This window comes from Pseudomonas sp. RIT-PI-r, assembly GCF_001297015.1.
Lineage (GTDB): Bacteria > Pseudomonadota > Gammaproteobacteria > Pseudomonadales > Pseudomonadaceae > Aquipseudomonas.
In genome coordinates this window covers 24,371-42,295 of the sequence record NZ_LIGE01000017.1, presented here as the reverse complement: position 1 = coordinate 42,295, position 17,925 = coordinate 24,371, and the positions used below count along the sequence as shown (strand labels likewise).

The 17,925-nt window shown below is 60.8% G+C and carries 14 protein-coding genes; 2 read left to right on the top strand and 12 right to left on the bottom strand.

Annotated features, from left to right (window positions below; translation table 11 throughout):
- Positions 1 to 249 precede the first annotated feature (249 nt).
- Both AK821_RS05175 and AK821_RS05170 read left to right on the top strand, forming a co-directional pair.
- On the top strand, positions 250 to 1,260 hold the full coding sequence (locus AK821_RS05175; RefSeq protein WP_007915841.1) for an extracellular solute-binding protein: 1,011 nt from the start codon (positions 250 to 252) through the stop codon (positions 1,258 to 1,260).
- Positions 1,260 to 2,825, top strand: coding sequence for an ABC transporter permease (locus AK821_RS05170; RefSeq protein ID WP_064388636.1), 1,566 nt, complete (start codon positions 1,260 to 1,262; stop codon positions 2,823 to 2,825). The genes AK821_RS05175 and AK821_RS05170 overlap by 1 nt, the downstream gene beginning before the upstream one ends.
- A gap of 91 nt (positions 2,826 to 2,916) precedes the next feature.
- Here the strand turns inward: AK821_RS05170 and AK821_RS05165 are convergent, their stop codons facing one another.
- The 12 genes from AK821_RS05165 to AK821_RS05110 all read right to left on the bottom strand — a co-directional run bounded on the left by AK821_RS05165 (position 2,917) and on the right by AK821_RS05110 (position 17,914).
- Complete coding sequence (locus AK821_RS05165; RefSeq protein WP_064388827.1) at positions 2,917 to 4,851, bottom strand: methyl-accepting chemotaxis protein; 1,935 nt, start codon at positions 4,849 to 4,851, stop codon at positions 2,917 to 2,919.
- A gap of 140 nt (positions 4,852 to 4,991) precedes the next feature.
- Complete coding sequence (locus AK821_RS05160) at positions 4,992 to 6,281, bottom strand: adenylosuccinate synthase (RefSeq protein WP_064388634.1); 1,290 nt, start codon at positions 6,279 to 6,281, stop codon at positions 4,992 to 4,994.
- Between the two features lie 54 nt (positions 6,282 to 6,335).
- Positions 6,336 to 7,523 (bottom strand): ATP phosphoribosyltransferase regulatory subunit, encoded by a 1,188-nt coding sequence (locus tag AK821_RS05155; RefSeq protein ID WP_007915833.1) that lies wholly within the window; start codon positions 7,521 to 7,523, stop codon positions 6,336 to 6,338.
- Positions 7,524 to 7,836: 313 nt separating this feature from the next.
- Positions 7,837 to 8,706, bottom strand: a complete 870-nt coding sequence (gene hflC, locus AK821_RS05150; protein WP_007915830.1) for a protease modulator HflC — start codon at positions 8,704 to 8,706, stop codon at positions 7,837 to 7,839.
- Positions 8,706 to 9,878 (bottom strand): FtsH protease activity modulator HflK, encoded by a 1,173-nt coding sequence (hflK, locus tag AK821_RS05145; protein WP_064388632.1) that lies wholly within the window; start codon positions 9,876 to 9,878, stop codon positions 8,706 to 8,708. The genes hflC and hflK overlap by 1 nt, the downstream gene beginning before the upstream one ends.
- A 96-nt stretch (positions 9,879 to 9,974) precedes the next feature.
- Positions 9,975 to 11,276, bottom strand: a complete 1,302-nt coding sequence (gene hflX / locus AK821_RS05140) for a ribosome rescue GTPase HflX (protein ID WP_064388630.1) — start codon at positions 11,274 to 11,276, stop codon at positions 9,975 to 9,977.
- A 12-nt stretch (positions 11,277 to 11,288) separates the two neighbouring features.
- A complete protein-coding gene (gene hfq, locus AK821_RS05135) occupies positions 11,289 to 11,549 on the bottom strand; it encodes an RNA chaperone Hfq (RefSeq protein ID WP_007902656.1) in 261 nt (86 codons plus the stop codon).
- A gap of 95 nt (positions 11,550 to 11,644) precedes the next feature.
- A complete protein-coding gene (miaA, locus tag AK821_RS05130; protein ID WP_064388629.1) occupies positions 11,645 to 12,616 on the bottom strand; it encodes a tRNA (adenosine(37)-N6)-dimethylallyltransferase MiaA in 972 nt (323 codons plus the stop codon).
- A complete protein-coding gene (mutL, locus tag AK821_RS05125; RefSeq protein ID WP_177330939.1) occupies positions 12,616 to 14,517 on the bottom strand; it encodes a DNA mismatch repair endonuclease MutL in 1,902 nt (633 codons plus the stop codon). The genes miaA and mutL overlap by 1 nt, the downstream gene beginning before the upstream one ends.
- An 8-nt stretch (positions 14,518 to 14,525) precedes the next feature.
- Positions 14,526 to 15,956: an N-acetylmuramoyl-L-alanine amidase gene (locus AK821_RS05120; RefSeq protein ID WP_064388625.1), complete on the bottom strand. Its 1,431-nt coding sequence runs from the start codon at positions 15,954 to 15,956 to the stop codon at positions 14,526 to 14,528.
- Positions 15,957 to 16,427: a tRNA (adenosine(37)-N6)-threonylcarbamoyltransferase complex ATPase subunit type 1 TsaE gene (tsaE, locus tag AK821_RS05115; protein ID WP_064388624.1), complete on the bottom strand. Its 471-nt coding sequence runs from the start codon at positions 16,425 to 16,427 to the stop codon at positions 15,957 to 15,959.
- Positions 16,415 to 17,914, bottom strand: a complete 1,500-nt coding sequence (locus AK821_RS05110; protein WP_064388622.1) for an NAD(P)H-hydrate dehydratase — start codon at positions 17,912 to 17,914, stop codon at positions 16,415 to 16,417. The genes tsaE and AK821_RS05110 overlap by 13 nt, the downstream gene beginning before the upstream one ends.
- Positions 17,915 to 17,925 lie beyond the last annotated feature (11 nt).

Here is a 17,925-nt window from a genome sequence, read left to right as displayed (position 1 = left end):
GAAAGCGGGTTTTTGCGTTTCTGCCTTCCAGAAAACCAGAATCCCACTGTAGGAGCTGCCGAAGGCTGCGATCTCTTGATCTTGTTTTTTCAAAGAGCAAGATCAAGAGATCGCAGCCTTCGGCAGCTCCTACATTTCAGCGTAGCCCGCCGTATCAGAGCTGGCGGCCTCTCGCAAGGCGCACTTGAGAAACAATATCGTTTATCATTGTTGCAAGTTTTTGCAATGCGACAGTGAGGAACCCTGCGAATGACGTTTCGAAATACCCTGCGCCGAGGCCTGACCTTCACCCTCCTCGGCCTGGCGCTCGCCACTCCCCTCACCCAGGCTGCCGATGCGGTTTCCCTGACTCTCTATAACGGCCAGCATAAAGAAGTCGGCGACGCGATCGCCAAAGCCTTTGAAGCCAAGACCGGTATTCACGTCAACGTGCGCAAGGGCAGCAGCAATCAACTCGCCAGCCAGATCATCGAAGAAGGCGACCGCTCCCCCGCCGACGTGATCTACACCGAGGAGTCGCCACCGCTGAACAATCTCGGCGAACTGGGCCTGCTGGCCAAGACCGATGACGCCACGCTGGCCGTTCTGCCGGAAAAATATGTCGCCGGTAACGGCACCTGGATCGGTGTGACAGCGCGGGTTCGCGTTGTCGCCTACAACCCGAAACTGGTCGATGAAAAAGACCTGCCGAAATCGGTGATGGAGTTTTCCGATCCGCAATGGCAAGGCAAGGTCGGCTTCGTCCCGACCAGCGGCGCGTTTCAGGAACAGGCTGTCGCAATCATCAAGATGCACGGTCGTGACGCCGCAGAAGAATGGCTGACCGGCCTGCGCGCTTTCGGCAAGACCTACAGCAACAATATGGTCGCCCTCAAAGCGGTGGAAAACGGCGAAGTCGCCACAGTTCTGGTCAACAACTACTACTGGTTTGCCCTGCAACGCGAGAAAGGCAAACTTGATTCGAAATTGCATTATTTCACTGGCGGCGATGCGGGCGGCTTGATCACTGTTTCGAGCGCTGCCGTGCTGAAATCCAGCAAACATCCAAAAGAAGCACAGCAATTCCTCGCCTACATGGCCAGCGAAGAAGGCCAGCGCGTGATCACTCAGACCACCGCCGAATACCCGCTGCACAAAGGCATGGAATCGGATCGCGGGCTCAAGCCGTTCAGCGAACTGGAAGCGCCGAATGTAACGCCGGCCGATCTGGGCAATGCCGAAGAAGCGCTGGAGCTGGAACGTGAAGTTGGCTTGAACTGATGGCCGCATCGTTATCCGCCCCCGCCCCGCGCGGGGGTTACGTACCAAAGCGCAAGCGGCCATCGATCTGGCTGGTGTTGCCGGTGTTGCTGCTGGTAGTGCTAAGCCTGTTGCCGCTCGCTTATGTCGGGCTCAAAGCCTGGCAGGCCGGCTGGGCCGAGGCGCTGCACTTGTTGTGGCGCCCGTATGTATTCGGCCTGCTGCGCAATACTCTGGCGCTGATGGTTGGCGTAACCCTCACGTGCGGCGTCATCGGCCTGTCGCTGGCCTGGCTGCTGGAACGCAGCAATCTGCCGGGACGGCGCCTGTGGGGAGTGATTTTGTGCCTGCCGTTCGCGGTACCGGCATTTGTCAGCAGCTTCACTTGGGTCTCGCTGAGTTCGCAGTTCGAAGGCCTTGGCGGGGCGATTCTGGTGATGAGCCTGTCTAAATACCCGCTGATCTTCTTACCGGTGGCGGCGACGTTGCGCAATCTTGATCCATCCCTCGAAGAGTCGGCGCGCACGCTGGGACAGAATCGCTGGGGCGTTTTTTTCCGCGTCACCCTGCCGCTGCTCTGGCCGTCACTGCTGGCGGGGTCGCTGCTGATTGCCTTGCACATGCTGGTGGAGTTCGGCGCACTGTCGATTATTGGTCTGCAGACCTTCACCACGGCGATCTACCAGCAATTCGAACTGGAATTCAGCAATGCCAACGCGGCGATGCTGTCTGCTGTGCTGCTGGCGTTGTGTCTGGTGCTGTTGTGGCTGGAGTTGCGCGTACGCGGTAAAGGCCGGCATGTGCGTACAGGTCAAGGTGCGGCGCGTCGTGCTGAACAGGTTCGGCTTGGGCCTTGGGGCGCAGTCGGTCAGTTGTATTGCCTGATGCTGGCCGTCGTTGGCAGCGGCATTCCGTTGGGGATGTTGGCGTATTGGCTGGCGGTGGGCTCTTCGGCGGCATTCCCGGTGGCAGCGATTACCGAAGCACTGCTGTCGTCGCTGGCGTTGTCGCTTGGCGGCGCGGCGCTGTGTCTGGCACTGGCGGTGCCGGTCGGTTTGCTGGTGGTGCGCTACAAAGGCCAACTGGCGATCTGGGCTGAGCGCCTGCCGTATCTGCTGCATGCGCTGCCAGGATTGGTGATTGCGTTGACGCTGGTGTACTTCGCGCTGCACTACGTCCCGGCGCTTTATCAAACGTCGGGACTGTTGCTGATCGCTTATGCGCTGCTGTTTTTGCCGCTGGCACAGGCGCCGATCCGCACAGCCCTGAACAAGGCTGCACCGCAGCTGGAAGAGGCTGCACGCACGCTGGGCGCTTCGTCGTTCACGGCGTTTTGCCGGGTGACGTTGCCGATCATCTTCCCGGCATTGGGTGCGGCGTTTGCGCTGGTGTTTCTGGATGCGATGAAAGAGCTAACGGCGACGTTGCTGCTGAGTCCGACCGGGCTTAATACACTGGCGACTGAGGTTTGGGCGCATACCGCGAATGTTGAGTTTGCGGCGGCGGCGCCTTATGCAGCGCTGTTGATTTTGGTATCGGGGCTGCCGGTCTATCTGCTGACGACGCGGATGTATCTAAGCCGCTGAAAAAGCTTTCGCGAGCAGGCTCGCTCCTACATTGGAATGCGTTCCCCCTGTAGAAGCGAGCCTGCTCGCGAAGAGGCCCTCCCAGCCAACACTAAGCCCTGAACTGCCCCAGACTCGCCTTCAGCTGCGCCGCCAGACCATCCAGCACCTTGCCACTCGCTGTGGTCTCCACCACCGCCTGCGCCGCTTTCTCGGCCTGCGCATGAATCGTCTCGACGCGCCCACGCACAGCCTGCGCACCCTGCGCCTGATGTGCAGCCGCCTGCGTCGCTAGGCCAATCGCCGCGTGCACCTGCTCAACCGACGTCTGCACCGATTGCTGCAACCGCGCACTGTCACGCAACACCAGTAACCCTTCGCTGGCCTGACGTCCGGCCTGGCCGATCGCCTCGACCGCCTCCCGCGCGCCCTGCTGCAACGCGACGATGTGCGCCTGAATATCGCCGGTAGAGCTTTGTGTCTTGCTCGCCAGCGCTCGAACTTCGTCGGCCACCACCGCAAAGCCGCGCCCGGTTTCGCCAGCACGCGCCGCTTCGATGGCCGCGTTGAGCGCCAGCAGGTTGGTCTGCTCGGCGATCCCGTGAATCACCGTCAGCACCACTTCAATCTGCTCGCTTTGCTGCGCCAGTCGCTCGATCACTTTCGCCCCGGTATCGACCTGCCCCGCCAGCGCTTCGATCAGACTGCCGACCTTGGCGGACGTACGAGTGTTTTCGTCAGTCGCCTGGCGAATATCCACAACCTGCTTCAATGCGGCCTGCATGGCATGGCTTTCCGACTGCGCCTCATCAGCCATTTGCGACAGTGCGCGCAGACTCTCCGCCACTTCATCACGCTGCATGCCCGCCGCCGCATCTGCACCGGCATTGCGCAGGGTCATCGCGCCAATCTCGACGCCGGTGCGCTGCGCAACATCGCCCGCCTCGCGCACGATCGGCTGCAACTTATCCACAAAGCGATTGACCGCCGAAGCCATGTCGCCGATTTCGTCTTTGCTGTTGATCTGTACTCGCTTGGTCAGGTCGCCCTCGCCCGCAGCCAGATCGTCCATCGCTGCATTGAGCATCTTCAGCCGATTGACCACGCGATGGCCCAACACTACCGCCAGCAACAACAGCACACCGCAACCGACCAGCGCCAGACCCAGGCCAATGCGCCAGCGCAAGGTTGCCGCTGCTTCCTGAACGGTATTGGCGGTATTGGATTTCATCTCGGTCGCAGTGGACTGCGCCGACTGCAGGCGCGACTGCATGGCTTTGGCACTGTCTGCGGCAGCGCCCTTGAGACTGTCGCCGACCAACTGATCACTGCTGGCAATCAGCGCCGTGAAGCGCTTGTCCAGCGCTGCCAGATCGGTTTCCACCGAGGCCGTGGACACACCCATCAGCACCTTGCCGATTTCCACGCCATTGGGATTGATCGAGGCCTCGAGGTAATAGACCGACGGATCGTTCTTCGCCGCATCCAGCACTTTATCCAGCGCACGCTCACCCTGGCCTTTTTCCAGCAAGGCCTTGTTGATCGGGTTTTCACGGTTGAGATAACGGGTCAGATGCTGACCGGTGGCATCGTCGTACACCACGAACAGCACGTTGGGATTGCGCTGGGCCCGGCGAGCGAATTCGGACAGTGTCGGCACGTCGCTGTCCCACATGGCGCGCGGCGCCACCGAAGCGAGCAACTGTGCCATGTCATTGGCCGAATCCTTCAGATCCTTTTCCAGGGTCGCCCGCAGTTGCGCCTGCTCATCCTTCAGACGCGCAGACAAACCAGCGGTCAAACGCTGACGAGTACTGGAAGAAAGGTTATCGAGACTCGACGTGACTTCACGCCCGGCCTGCTCCAGTTCGCCGGAGAGTTTCTGGCTGTCGGCACCAAGGCGCACCGCCAGATCAGCTTCCAGCGCCGTGACGGTGCTCCGCGTCAGGGCAACGGCCACCAGCACCTGCACCAAAAGGGCGATACCAAGGGTAACGAATACAGGTCGCAACAAACGGCTTTGTAACAGTGAGAGAACGGCCGACACTGTGAATACCTCTACTTCTGACGCCATTAATTTGATGGCACTCTTGTAAGCAGATTCACAGCAAAGGTCATGCCGTCCAACAAGCATAAACGACAAAGGCCCCGATTAAGGGGCCTTTGTTTTTTTACATCAACGACTTATCAAGCAAACGGATGACGCAGAACGATGGTTTCGTTGCGGTCCGGGCCCGTCGAAATAATGTCGATCGGTGCACCGATCAACGCTTCAACGCGCTTGATGTAGGCACGAGCGTTCGCCGGCAGCTCTTCCAGGGTCTTGGCGCCCACGGTCGATTCGGTCCAGCCCGGCACTTCTTCGTACACAGGCTGCAGGCCTACGTAGCTGTCAGCGTCGGTCGGAGCAACAGCGTTGCCTTCGGCGTCTTTGTAGCCGACGCAGATGTTGATGGTTTCCAGGCCGTCGAGTACGTCCAGCTTGGTCAGGCAGATGCCCGAGATGCTGTTCACATCGATAGCGCGACGCAGGATAACGGCGTCAAACCAGCCGCAACGACGGGCACGGCCGGTGGTCGCACCGAACTCGTGACCTTGCTTGGCCAGGTGTGCACCTACCTCGTCGAACAGCTCAGTCGGGAACGGGCCCGAACCAACGCGAGTGGTGTAAGCCTTGGTGATGCCCAGGATGTAATCGAGGAACATCGGACCAACGCCCGAACCGGTCGCCACGCCACCGGCGGTGGTGTTGGAGCTGGTCACGTACGGGTAGGTACCGTGGTCGATGTCGAGCAACGAACCCTGGGCGCCTTCGAACATGATGTCTTTGCCGGCGCGACGCAGGTCGTGCAGCTCAGCGGTCACGTCGAGCATCAGCGGCTTCAGCAGCTCAGCGTATTCCTTGCACTCGGCGAGGGTTTTTTCGAACTCGATGGCCGGCTCTTTGTAGTAACCGACCAGCATGAAGTTGTGGTAATCCACCAGTTCACGCAGCTTGTCTTCGAAGCGCGGCATGTTCAGCAGGTCGCCAACACGCAGACCACGACGCGCAACCTTGTCTTCGTAGGCCGGGCCGATGCCGCGACCGGTAGTACCGATCTTCAGCTCGCCACGGGCCTTTTCACGGGCCTGATCCAGCGCCACGTGGAAGGACAGGATCAGCGGGCAGGACGGGCTGATACGCAGACGCTCGCGCACCGGTACGCCTTTCTCTTCCAGCTTGGTGATCTCGCGCAGCAGGGCGTCAGGTGCAACCACCACGCCGTTGCCGATCAGGCACTGCACGCCTTCGCGCAGCACGCCCGACGGGATCAGGTGCAGGACGGTTTTTTCGCCGTCGATCACCAGTGTGTGGCCAGCGTTGTGGCCACCTTGGTAGCGCACTACGGCTGCAGCATGTTCGGTCAGCAGATCAACGATCTTGCCTTTGCCCTCATCACCCCATTGGGTGCCCAGGACTACGACATTCTTACCCATAACACTTGTCCTCATTCGCGCAAACTTGGTGCCGGCGATGGCCGGCAGGAAAACTCAAGAAGCCAGTGGCGATACTTGCCAAAGCCCGTTCTGCTGAATCAATTGCCGGTCGCAGTCCGCATCACGGGCGGCGGCCAAAGGTTGCCCAGGCAAAGCCTGAACGACACGCTGACCCTCACTGCGCAACTGGCAAACCTGCTGCCAGAGTGCCGCATCCGTACTGTCAGGCATCCAGATACCGCCAGACGGTAGCTCGATCTCAGCACGCCCCAGGGTCACCAGGGTTTTCAAATCGGTGGAAAAGCCAGTCGCCGGACGCGCGCGGCCAAAATCCGCGCCGATGTCGTCGTAGCGACCGCCCTGAGCGATGGACTGGCCAACACCCGGTACGAACACCGCGAACACCACACCGGTGTGGTAGTGGTAGCCACGCAACTCGCCCAGATCGAAGTACAACGGCAGCTCCGGGAAGCGTGCCGACAGACGCTCGGCGATTGCCAGCAAATCTTCCAGTGCCGCCAATACCGGCGCCGGCGCATTGGCCAGACGCTCGCGAGCAGCGCTCAACACTTCACGGCCGCCACACAGATCAACCAGCGCACGCAGCATGCCGGACAGATCGGCCGGCAGGCCTTCGGTCAAGGTAATGACCTCGTCGATGGCCTTGCGTTGCAACGCATCGAACAACTGCTGCTCGACTTCACCGGACAGACCGGCGGCACGCGCCAGACCACGGTAGATGCCGACATGACCGAGGTCCATGTGCACATCCGGCACATCGGCCAGTTGCAGCATGGCCAGCATCAGGCTGATCACTTCAACGTCGCTGCTCGGGCTGGCGTCGCCGTACAACTCGGCGCCCAACTGGATCGGGCTGCGCGAGGACGACAGTGCACGCGGCTGCGCGTGCAACACGCTGCCGGCGTAGCACAGACGGCTCGGACCTTCGCGACGCAGGGTGTGCGCATCGATGCGCGCCACTTGCGGCGTGATGTCGGCACGGAAACCCATCTGCCGGCCCGACTGCGGGTCGATGACCTTGAAGGTACGCAGATCCAGGTCCTGGCCCGCGCCGGTCAGCAGGGATTCCAGGTACTCGATATGGGGAGTCACGACAAACTCGTAACCCCAGCTCTGGAACAGATCCAACACCTGACGACGCGCGACTTCAATGCGCGCCGCTTCCGGTGGCAGTACTTCTTCGATGCCATCTGGCAGCAGCCAGCGGTCTACCGTTGCCATTACGCCATTCCCCTTTGATCCGGGCGGCCAGCCTGCGGGCGAGCCTTGAGTGAAGCAGAAAATGATCGGTCCGTTCAAAACGCACGCGCATGAACGACGCGGCGAAAGGCCTGTTACCGGCTTCGCCCATCACTTTCCTCGAAATACTCTCGGGCCATTCAACCCGATGCCTGCAACAAAAAACAGCAATCAAACGTGCAGACGCAAAAAAGCCGGGAATTTCCCGGCTGCCGCATCATACACACGTTTTCCCAAAGGATCACCCCGCCCGAGGTTTTAGCCGCCGGGCGGAATGATTCAGGTCAACGGCGTATCAAGGCTTGGCCTTTTCCAGGTAGTGGAAAAAGTCGCTGCTTGGGTCGAGGACCAATACGTCGGATTTGTTCGCGAAGCTTTCACGGTAGGCACGCAGGCTACGGTAGAAACTGTAGAACTCCTGATCCTGACCATAGGCCTTGGAGTAGATCGCAGCGGCCTGGGCATCACCGTCACCGCGAACCTCTTCGGATTCACGATAGGCTTCAGCCAGCAACACGCGGCGTTGGCGATCGGCGTCGGCACGGATGCCTTCGGCCAGCTCGTTACCCTTGGCGCGGTGCTCGCGAGCTTCACGCTCACGCTCGGTGCTCATACGCTCGAACACACTGCGGTTCACTTCTTTCGGCAGATCGATGGTTTTGACCCGGACATCGACCACTTCGATACCCAGCTCTTTTTCCGCCATTTTGTTCAGCGATGCGGTGATGTCAGCCATCAACGCGTCACGCTCACCCGACACCACTTCGTGCAGAGTGCGCTTACCGAACTGGTCACGCAGACCGGATTCCAGACGACGGGACAGACGCTCGTCGGCGATTTGCTTGAGACCGGAAGTCGCGGTGTAGAAGCGCTCGGCATCTTTCACGCGCCACTTGGCGTAGGCATCGACCATCACGGCTTTCTTTTCCAGGGTCAGGAAGCGTTGTGTCGGTGCGTCCAGCGTCATCAGACGTGCGTCGAATTTACGCACCTGGTTAACGTAAGGCACTTTCACATGCAGACCCGGCTGAACATCAGCCTGAACCACGCGACCGAATTGCAGCAGCACCGCACGCTCGGTCTGAGCGACGATGTAGAAGCAGTTCCAGCCAACCAGTACCACCACGACGCCAACGATCAGGGCGATCAGCGATTTATTGCTCATCAGCGGGTCTCCCTTGTGCGCGACTGCGGCAGGTCAGTGACGTGCGGCGTGACATCCGTGTTGTTGCTGGCGGCGGCCGAACCGGTCACTGGCCCGCTGCTGCCCGGATTGTTCTGGATCATCTTGTCCAACGGCAGGTACAACAGGTTGCTCTGGCCATTCTTGTTGCCGGTCACGAGAACCTTGCTGGTGTTGCTGAAGACTTCCTGCATGGTGTCCAGGTACAGACGCTGGCGGGTCACTTCAGGTGCCTTGCGATACTCGGCGACCAGCTTGGTAAAGCGGTCAGCCTCACCCTTGGCACGCGAGACCGTTTCGTCGCGGTAACCGTTGGCATCTTCGAGGATGCGCTGGGCCTGACCACGGGCTTCCGGCACGACGCCGTTGGCGTAGGTTTCCGCCTGGTTGCGCGAACGCTGCTCGTCTTCACGGGCGCGGATCACGTCATCGAAGGCTTCCTGCACTTCACGCGGTGCCGCTGCGCTCTGTACGTTGACCTGAGTGACGGTGATACCGGTGCGATAGGTATCGAGGAAGCGTTGCAGCCGCTCCTTGATTTCGCTGGCCATCAGTTCACGACCTTCAGTCAGCACCTGATCCATGGCAGTGGAACCCACCACGTGGCGCAGGGCACTGTCGGTCGCGTGCTGCAGGCTGATTTCCGGCTGATCAACGTTCAGCACGAAATCCTGCAGGTTGCTGATCTTGTACTGCACGGTCAGTGGGACTTCGACGATGTTCTCGTCTTCGGTCAGCATCTGGCCCTGCTTGGTGTACGCACGCTCACGCGTGACGTTTTCCATGTACTTCTTGTCGATCGGCGGGAAGTAGATGTTCAGGCCCGGGCCGACAGTCTCGTAGTACTTGCCGAAGCGCAGCACCACGGCTTGCTCCTGCTCGTCCACTACGTAAACTGCGCTGTACAGCCAGACAGCCGCCAGCACGACGAGGCCGATGCCGAGCAGACCGCCGAAGCCGCCACCGCTCTTGCCCGAACCACCGCCGTCATCACCACGTTTCTTACCACCACCGAACAACCCGTTCAGGCTTTCCTGCAGCTTTCGGAAGGCCTCGTCGAGATCCGGTGGCCCCTTGCGGTCGCCGTTATTGCGGCGCTTGCCACCCCAAGGATCCTGATTATTCGAGTTGCCACCCGGCTCATTCCAAGCCATAGCGCTCTCCATCTGATAAAGCAAAGACGCACCCACGGCGCGCCGACCAATGCTACAGAATGCCTGCCGTCACGGCACAACCGCTTCTTCAGGCTTTTATTGCAAAGTGTGTTGCTCGATGAATTCCATCGGCTGCAATCCTTCGCGGCTTACCAGTCGATTCAGCTCGACACGGGGCAAACGAACGGCCAGCAGACTGATGCCTTCTTCGTCATGCTCTTCTTTCTGCACCGCACCGAGTTCGAAAAACTGCGCACGCAGTCGCGCGAATCGTTGCGGCAAGCGCAGGGTACCGACAAACAAATCACTGCCGAGTAATTCGGCGATGGCTTGTTCAAGCAATTCCAGACCACAGCCATCACGCGCCGAAAGCCAGACCCGCTGGGGCTTGCCGTTTTCGTCGCGCTGGATTTGCGGTTCAACGCCTTCAAGCAAATCGAGTTTGTTATAGACCTCGAGGATCGGCAAGTCCTGGGCACCAATCTCGCCCAGCACCACCATCACCTGCTCGATCTGCAACATGCGATCCGGTTCGGCCGCATCGATCACGTGCAACAGCAGATCGGAATTGCTCGACTCTTCGAGGGTAGACCGAAATGCTTCGACCAGCTTGTGCGGCAAGTGGCGAATGAAGCCCACCGTGTCCGCCAGAACGATCGGCCCCAGGTCGTCAATGTCGAGACGGCGCAGGGTCGGGTCCAGCGTGGCGAACAATTGGTCGGCCGCGTAGACATCGGATTTCGTCACATTATTGAAGAGTGTGGACTTGCCGGCGTTGGTGTATCCCACCAGAGAAACGGTAGGGATGTCCGCACGGGAGCGGCCGCGACGCGATTGCTCGCGCTGGCTGCGCACCTTCTCGAGCCGGCCCTTGATCTGGCGCAGGCGAACCCGCAGCAAACGGCGGTCGGTTTCGAGCTGGGTTTCACCCGGACCGCGCATGCCGATACCGCCACCTTGACGCTCAAGGTGAGTCCAGCCGCGAACCAGCCGCGTGCTCATGTGATCAAGCTGGGCCAGTTCGACCTGGAGCTTGCCTTCATGGGTACGGGCGCGCTGGGCGAAAATATCGAGAATCAGACCGGTACGGTCGATCACGCGACACTCGAAAACACGTTCGAGGTTACGTTCCTGACTGGGCGTGAGGATGTGATTGAAAATCACCAGATCGGCTTCTTCAGCCTTGACCAGGTCGCGCAGTTCCTCGACCTTGCCGCTGCCGATCAGGAATTTGGCGGTTGGCCGATGACGCGGCACGTTAAAAAACGCAACGGTCTCGGCGCCCGCCGAATTAGCCAATTCCTGAAACTCCTGCGGATCTTCGCGCGCCTCAGGGTCCTGTCCATCCAAGTGAACGAGGATGACTCGTTCACCACCACCGTGGCGCTCAAAGAACAAAGGAGACTCCTATCAGGCGTTACCTGGCTCAGCGTCACCTGCTTCGGATTCGGTTGCGCTAGGCAGACGAATTGGACGAACCGGCACGACTGTCGAGATAGCGTGTTTGTAAACCATTTGGCTCACGGTGTTTTTCAGCAGGATCACGAACTGGTCGAACGACTCGATCGTGCCTTGCAGTTTGATACCGTTGACCAGGTAGATGGAAACCCCAACTTTCTCTTTACGTAAAGTATTCAAGTAAGGGTCTTGTAGCGAATGCCCTTTTGACATGTGCCGCACTCCTTTAAGGATTCAATAATAAAAAATAGGTAATTCAGATGGCTTTGGCCGTCACACCCCCAAGGATAGACGGCAATTGCAAGGACTCAGCTCAATATGGAGATGGTCCCAAGGTATTTCAAGGCGCGTGGCAGATTGTCGCAATCAAGACTGTCCAGCCAGTGTATATCTTCCCAGCTGCGCAGCCAGGTGAACTGGCGTTTGGCCAATTGACGCGTGGCAATGATGCCGCGCTCCTGCATTTCAGCCAACGACAGCGTGCCATCCAGATAATCCCAGACTTGGCGGTAGCCTACCGCACGTATAGACGGCAACCCGGAATGCAGGTCACTTCTTTTACGCAGGGCTACGACCTCGTCGATGAACCCCTGTTCCAGCATATTTGTGAATCTTTGTTTAATGCGCTCGTGCAGTACCTGACGATTTGCCGGAGCAATGGCCAAGTTCGCGACAGTATAGGGCAATTGTTGCAGTCCCGAAGCGGCTGCTTCAGTACTTTGCGCAGATTGTTGCTGGCGCAGGGCAGTCATGCTCTGACCGCTGACGCGATAGACTTCCAGCGCGCGACTCAAGCGCTGCGGATCGTTCGGGTGAATCCGCGCAGCGGACACCGGGTCGATGACTGCCAATTGGTCGTGCAGGGCTTGCCAGCCAAGGCGTGCAGCCTCTTCTTCGATCTGCGCACGCACGGCGGGATCAGCTGCCGGCATGTCCGCCAGACCGTCGACCAACGCCTTGTAGTAGAGCATCGTGCCGCCCACCAGCAACGGAATTTTTCCGCGCGCGGTGATTTCGGCCATGGCTTGCAAGGCATCGCGACGGAAATCCGCAGCTGAATAGGCCTGCGCCGGATCGAGAATATCGATCAAACGGTGCGGATATTCGGCCAGCAACTCTTTCGAGGGCTTGGCAGTGCCGATGTCCATGCCGCGATAGACCAGCGCCGAATCGACACTGATCAGCTCGCACGGCAGCACCTTGGTCAGCTCGATGGCCAGATCGGTCTTGCCCGCAGCGGTCGGGCCCATCAGGAAAATCGCTGGAGGGAGCTGGCTCATCAACGACCGCGCAGGAACAGTTTGTCCAGATCGTCCAGGCCCAGTTGGGTCCAGGTCGGTCGGCCATGGTTGCATTGACCACTGCGTTCGGTGTTTTCCATGTCACGCAGCAGGCCGTTCATTTCCGGCAGGGCCAGGCGCCGGTTGGCGCGGATCGCGCCGTGGCAGGCCATGGTGCCGAGCAATTCGTTGAGGTGCGCCTGAATCCGGTCGCTGGTGCCGTACTCCATCAGGTCCGACAGCACGTCGCCGACCAGACGATTGGCTTCGGCCTGCTTCAACAAGGCCGGAATCTGGCGGATCGCCAGGGTTTCCGGGCCCAGCCGTTGCAATTCAAAGCCCAGGCGCTGAAACCATGCTGCGTGTTCTTCGGCGCAATCGGCCTCGCGCTGACTGACCGCCAGCGACTCTGGAACCAGCAAAGGCTGGCCACTGAGACCTTCGCTGGCCATGGCGATTTTCAGACGTTCGTACATGATCCGTTCGTGGGCGGCGTGCATGTCCACCAGCACCAGGCCTTGGGCGTTCTCGGACAGAATGTAGATGCCCTTGAGCTGCGCCAGTGCATATCCGAGCGGTGGAATGTCTTCCTGCCCGGCCGGCAATGCGTTGGCATTGGCCTCAGGCAGCGGCGCGAAGAACTCGCGGTACGCCGCTTGAGCTTCAGCGGCCGGCGGCACTGCCGATTGCGGACGCGGTGTGTATTGGTACTGGTAAGCGCCGCCGGCACTGGCACCGGACGAGGTGTTGAACGCCGGTTGCGCTTGCGGTTGCTCCAGCAGCGCATTGGCAGCCAGACGCATTTCGCCTTGCGGGCCGAATTCACCAGCATCGAGGCCGGTCGGGCGGACGATGGCGGTGGTCACCGAACCGGCCAGTTGATCTTCCGGTCGCACATCGCCCAATGCGCGGTGCAGCGTGCCGTAAAGGAAGTCATGCACCATGCGCCCGTCACGGAAGCGCACTTCGTGCTTGGTCGGGTGCACGTTGACGTCGACCGCCGCCGGATCGACCTCGAAAAACAGCGCAAACGTCGGGTGCCGGCCATTGAACAGCACGTCGCGATAGGCCTGACGCACCGCGTGGGCAACCAGTTTGTCGCGCACCGCCCGGCCATTCACAAAGAAATACTGCAAATCCGCCTGACTGCGGTTGAAGGTCGGCAATCCAACCCAGCCCCACAAATGCAGGCCATTGCGTTCGATCTCGATCGGCAAGGCTTGCTCAAGAAACCCCGAACCGCAAATCGCCGCCACACGCCGGGCACGCGCCGCATCATCATGGGCCTCATGCAGGCTAAGGATGGTCTTGCCGTTGTGACGCAGGTGGAACGCCACGTCGAAACGCGCCAGCGCCAGACGTTTGATCACTTCTTGCAGGTGATCGAATTCGGTTTTTTCCGTCTTGAGGAATTTACGTCGTGCCGGGGTGTTGAAGAACAGGTCGCGAACTTCCACCGAGGTGCCGACCGGGTGCGCCGCCGGTTGCACCCGAGGCGCCATGTCGCGGCCTTCGGTTTCGACCTGCCAGGCCTGCTCGGCACCACGGGTGCGCGAGGTCAGGGTCAGACGTGCCACGGAGCTGATCGATGCCAGCGCCTCACCCCGAAAGCCCAGGCTCATCACTTGTTCGAGGTCTTCCAGGTTACGGATCTTGCTGGTGGCGTGACGCGCTAGCGCCAGCGGCAGGTCATCAGCGGAAATACCACTGCCATCGTCGCGTACGCGCAGCAGCTTGACGCCGCCCTGCTCGACATCGACATCGATGCGTTTAGCGCCGGAATCGAGGCTGTTCTCCAGCAACTCCTTGATCACCGAGGCCGGGCGTTCAACCACCTCACCGGCGGCAATCTGGTTCGCCAGCCGAGGGCTGAGCAGTTCGATGCGCGCGGCAGCGTTCAGCACTTCGCTCATTCTTTGGACGCCAGTTCGGTGCCAGGAATGGTCAGATGCTGGCCGACTTTCAGCTCATCGCTTTTCAGGTTGTTTGCGCTGCGCAACGTGGCCGGCGACACCTGATAGCGCACGCCGATCATCGCCAGCGTCTCACCCGGGCCGACACGGTGGTCGCGCGGGCCTTGGGCGATTTTGCCGGAATCACGCAGCCAGGCGATGTAGGTGCCCGGCGGTGGGTTTTGCTGGAAGAACTGACGCACGCCGCTGCTGATCGAACGCGCCAGCGCTTGCTGGTGGCTCGACGCCGAGAGCTTGTTCGCCTCGTTGGCGTTGGAGATGAAGCCGGTTTCGACCAGGATCGACGGGATGTCCGGCGATTTCAGCACCATGAACCCGGCCTGCTCCACGCGTTGTTTGTGCAGCGGCGTGACGCGGCCGATGTTGGTCAGGACTTTCTGGCCGACGTTGAGGCTGGAGGTCAGCGAGGCGGTCATCGACAGGTCGAGCAGAACGCCCGCGAGCATGCGGTCCTTGTCGTCGAGGCTGACGTTGCCGGCACCACCGATCAAGTCGGAACGGTTTTCGCTGTCGGCCAGCCAACGGGCAGTCTCCGAAGTCGCACCGCGATCAGACAGGGCAAACACCGAGGCACCGAAAGCGGCGGCAGACGGCGCAGCATCGGCGTGGATCGAGACGAACAGGTCGGCGCCCTTCTTGCGAGCGATTTCGGTACGGCCACGCAACGGGATGAAGTAGTCGCCGGTACGGGTCAGTTCAGCACGGAAGCCTTTCATGCCGTTGACCTGACGCTGCAGTTCGCGGGCGATCTGCAGCACCACGTCTTTTTCACGCTGGCCGCGCGAGCCGGACGCACCGGGGTCTTCGCCACCGTGGCCGGCGTCGATCACCACAATAATGTCGCGTTTGCCCGCCGGAGCGGGCGGCAATTTGATCGAAGGCTCAGTTGGCGTTACCGGCACCGCTGGCACGGTCGCGACTTTCGGGCTTGGCGCGGGCGGCGGCGCGGCGTCGGCCGGGTTGTCGAACAGATCGACCACCAAGCGGTTGCCGTACTGCGCGTTCGGCGCCAGCGAGAAGCTTTTCGGCGTGACGGCTTTCTTCAGGTCAATGACTACCCGCAGATCGGTCGGCGTGCGTTGGGCCGAACGCATTGCGGTTATCGGCGTGTTAGCGGTCTGCACATTCAGCGGCGCACCGAGGGTCGCGCCGTTGATGTCGATCACCAGCCGGTCCGGCGCGGTCAGGGTGAACACGCTGTGCTGCACCGGGCCGCTCAGGTCGAAGACCAGTCGCGTGTTGTCCGGCGCCCGCCACAGGCGCACGCTGTTGACCTTTGAATCGGCCACAGCGTTGACGGTTACTGCCATCAACATCAGTCCAGCGGCAGCCACCATCGCGCGAAAGCGCATACCTAACCCCATCATTTAATTGGATTCCAACGCCAAAGCGGCACACCAGGCCTCGCCACGCGAGCCCTGGGATAAAATTTTCAGCGAACGCCCGCTGTCTTGCGGGCTAATGGTAATGGTCAGGTCAGGCTTTGGCAAAAAGCCTGCACCTTTATCGGGCCACTCGATCAGGCACATCGCATCGTCTTCGAAGTAGTCGCGGATGCCGAGGAACTCCAGTTCTTCCGGATCGACCAGTCGATACAGGTCAAAGTGGAAGGCGCGGAGGTCACCGATCTCGTAAGGTTCGACCAAGGTGAAGGTCGGACTTTTTACTGCGCCGACATGGCCCAGCCCGCGAATGATCCCGCGCGACAGCGTGGTTTTGCCCATCCCCAGGTTGCCTTCAAGAAAAATCAGGCCATGGCCCTGGGTCACGCGGGCGATCCGTGCACCAAAGTCGCTCATGGCCTGTTCATCGGCCAGGTACAGGGTTACTTCAGACACGGTACTTGCTCCTCCAACAACTGACGAATGGCTGGAATCAGATCACTGGCCGCCAGCCCACGGCCCAATTTCCCTTGCTGCATTCCCGCATTGGCGTGCAGCCAGACCGCCAGGCAAGCGGCTTCGAAACTGTCCATGCCTTGCGCCAACAGCGCACCGGTCAAACCGGCCAGCACATCACCGAGGCCGGCAGTGGCCATGGCCGGATGACCTTGATGACACACAGCCAATCGGCCATCGGGGTGGGCGATCAGGCTGCCGGCACCTTTGAGCACGACAACCGCCGAGTATTTTTTGCTCAATGCCAGCGCCGCTGCCGGGCGATCCGCCTGAACCTGGGCAGTGCTGATTCCGAGCAACCGGGCCGCTTCCCCCGGATGCGGCGTGATCACGCAATCCTTGGGCAACCCAACGAAACCGCTCGCCAGCAGGTTCAGTGCATCGGCGTCCCACACTTGCGGCAATGCCGCGTTGGCGGCAGCGGACAACAGCGCTCGCCCCCAAGCGGCCTGCCCCAACCCCGGGCCGACAACCAGCACCGAGACTTTTTCCAGCAACCCCATCAATTGATTGGCCGACGATGTACCGAGCGCCATGGCTTCCGGGACTCGCGTCAACGCTGCCGGGACATATTCAGGGCGGGTCGCCAGAGAGACCATGCCCGCGCCGCTGCGCAAAGCGGTTTCGGTGCTGAGCAGGATCGCCCCGCCAAAACCGTGATCGCCCCCGATCAGCAGCACGTGGCCGAAGCGGCCCTTGTGCGAAGCCGGGGCACGCGCCGCCAGCCCCGGAAGATTAGCCGTGTTCAGCCGTCGGGCGATAACGGGAATGTCACGATAGATGTCGGCGCCGGCCTGCAAATCGTTAAACAGCAGTTGGCCGACGTGATCCGCCGCGTCCCCGGTAAACAGGCCGACTTTCAGCCCGATAAAGCTCACCGTCAGATCGGCCTGCACCGCGGTGCCCAGCACTTGCCCGGTGTCAGCGCTTAGCCCGGAAGGGATATCGACGGCTGTCACCGGCAAACCACTGGCGTTGATTGCGTTGATCGCCGAAAGGTAAGGCTCGCGCACCTCACCGTTCAGCCCCGTGCCGAGCAAGGCATCAAGAAGGACGCCGCGCAGTTCGCTTTGAGCCTGCCAGCCCTGCACCAGAACATTTTCAGCCAGCGCCTCGGCATGGGCCTGCGCGCCATCGCCCTGCAAACGTTGCGGATCGCCGACGGCCAACACCCGCACCTGCCAGCCCGCTCGCTGCGCCATCGCCGCGACCAGATAACCGTCGCCGGCGTTGTTGCCATGCCCGGCCAGCACCGTCAGCTCGGTCGCCGAAGGCCATTGCCGAACCAGTGCGCGCCAGGTTGCGTGAGCGGCGCGCTGCATCAATTCGAAGCCCGGCGTGCCCGCGGCAATCAGCCGTGAATCGAGTTCGCGCACCTGTGCGGCACCATACAGCGCGTCGGGTAATTGATCTTTCGTGTGCGGCATGCGTCTTCGGG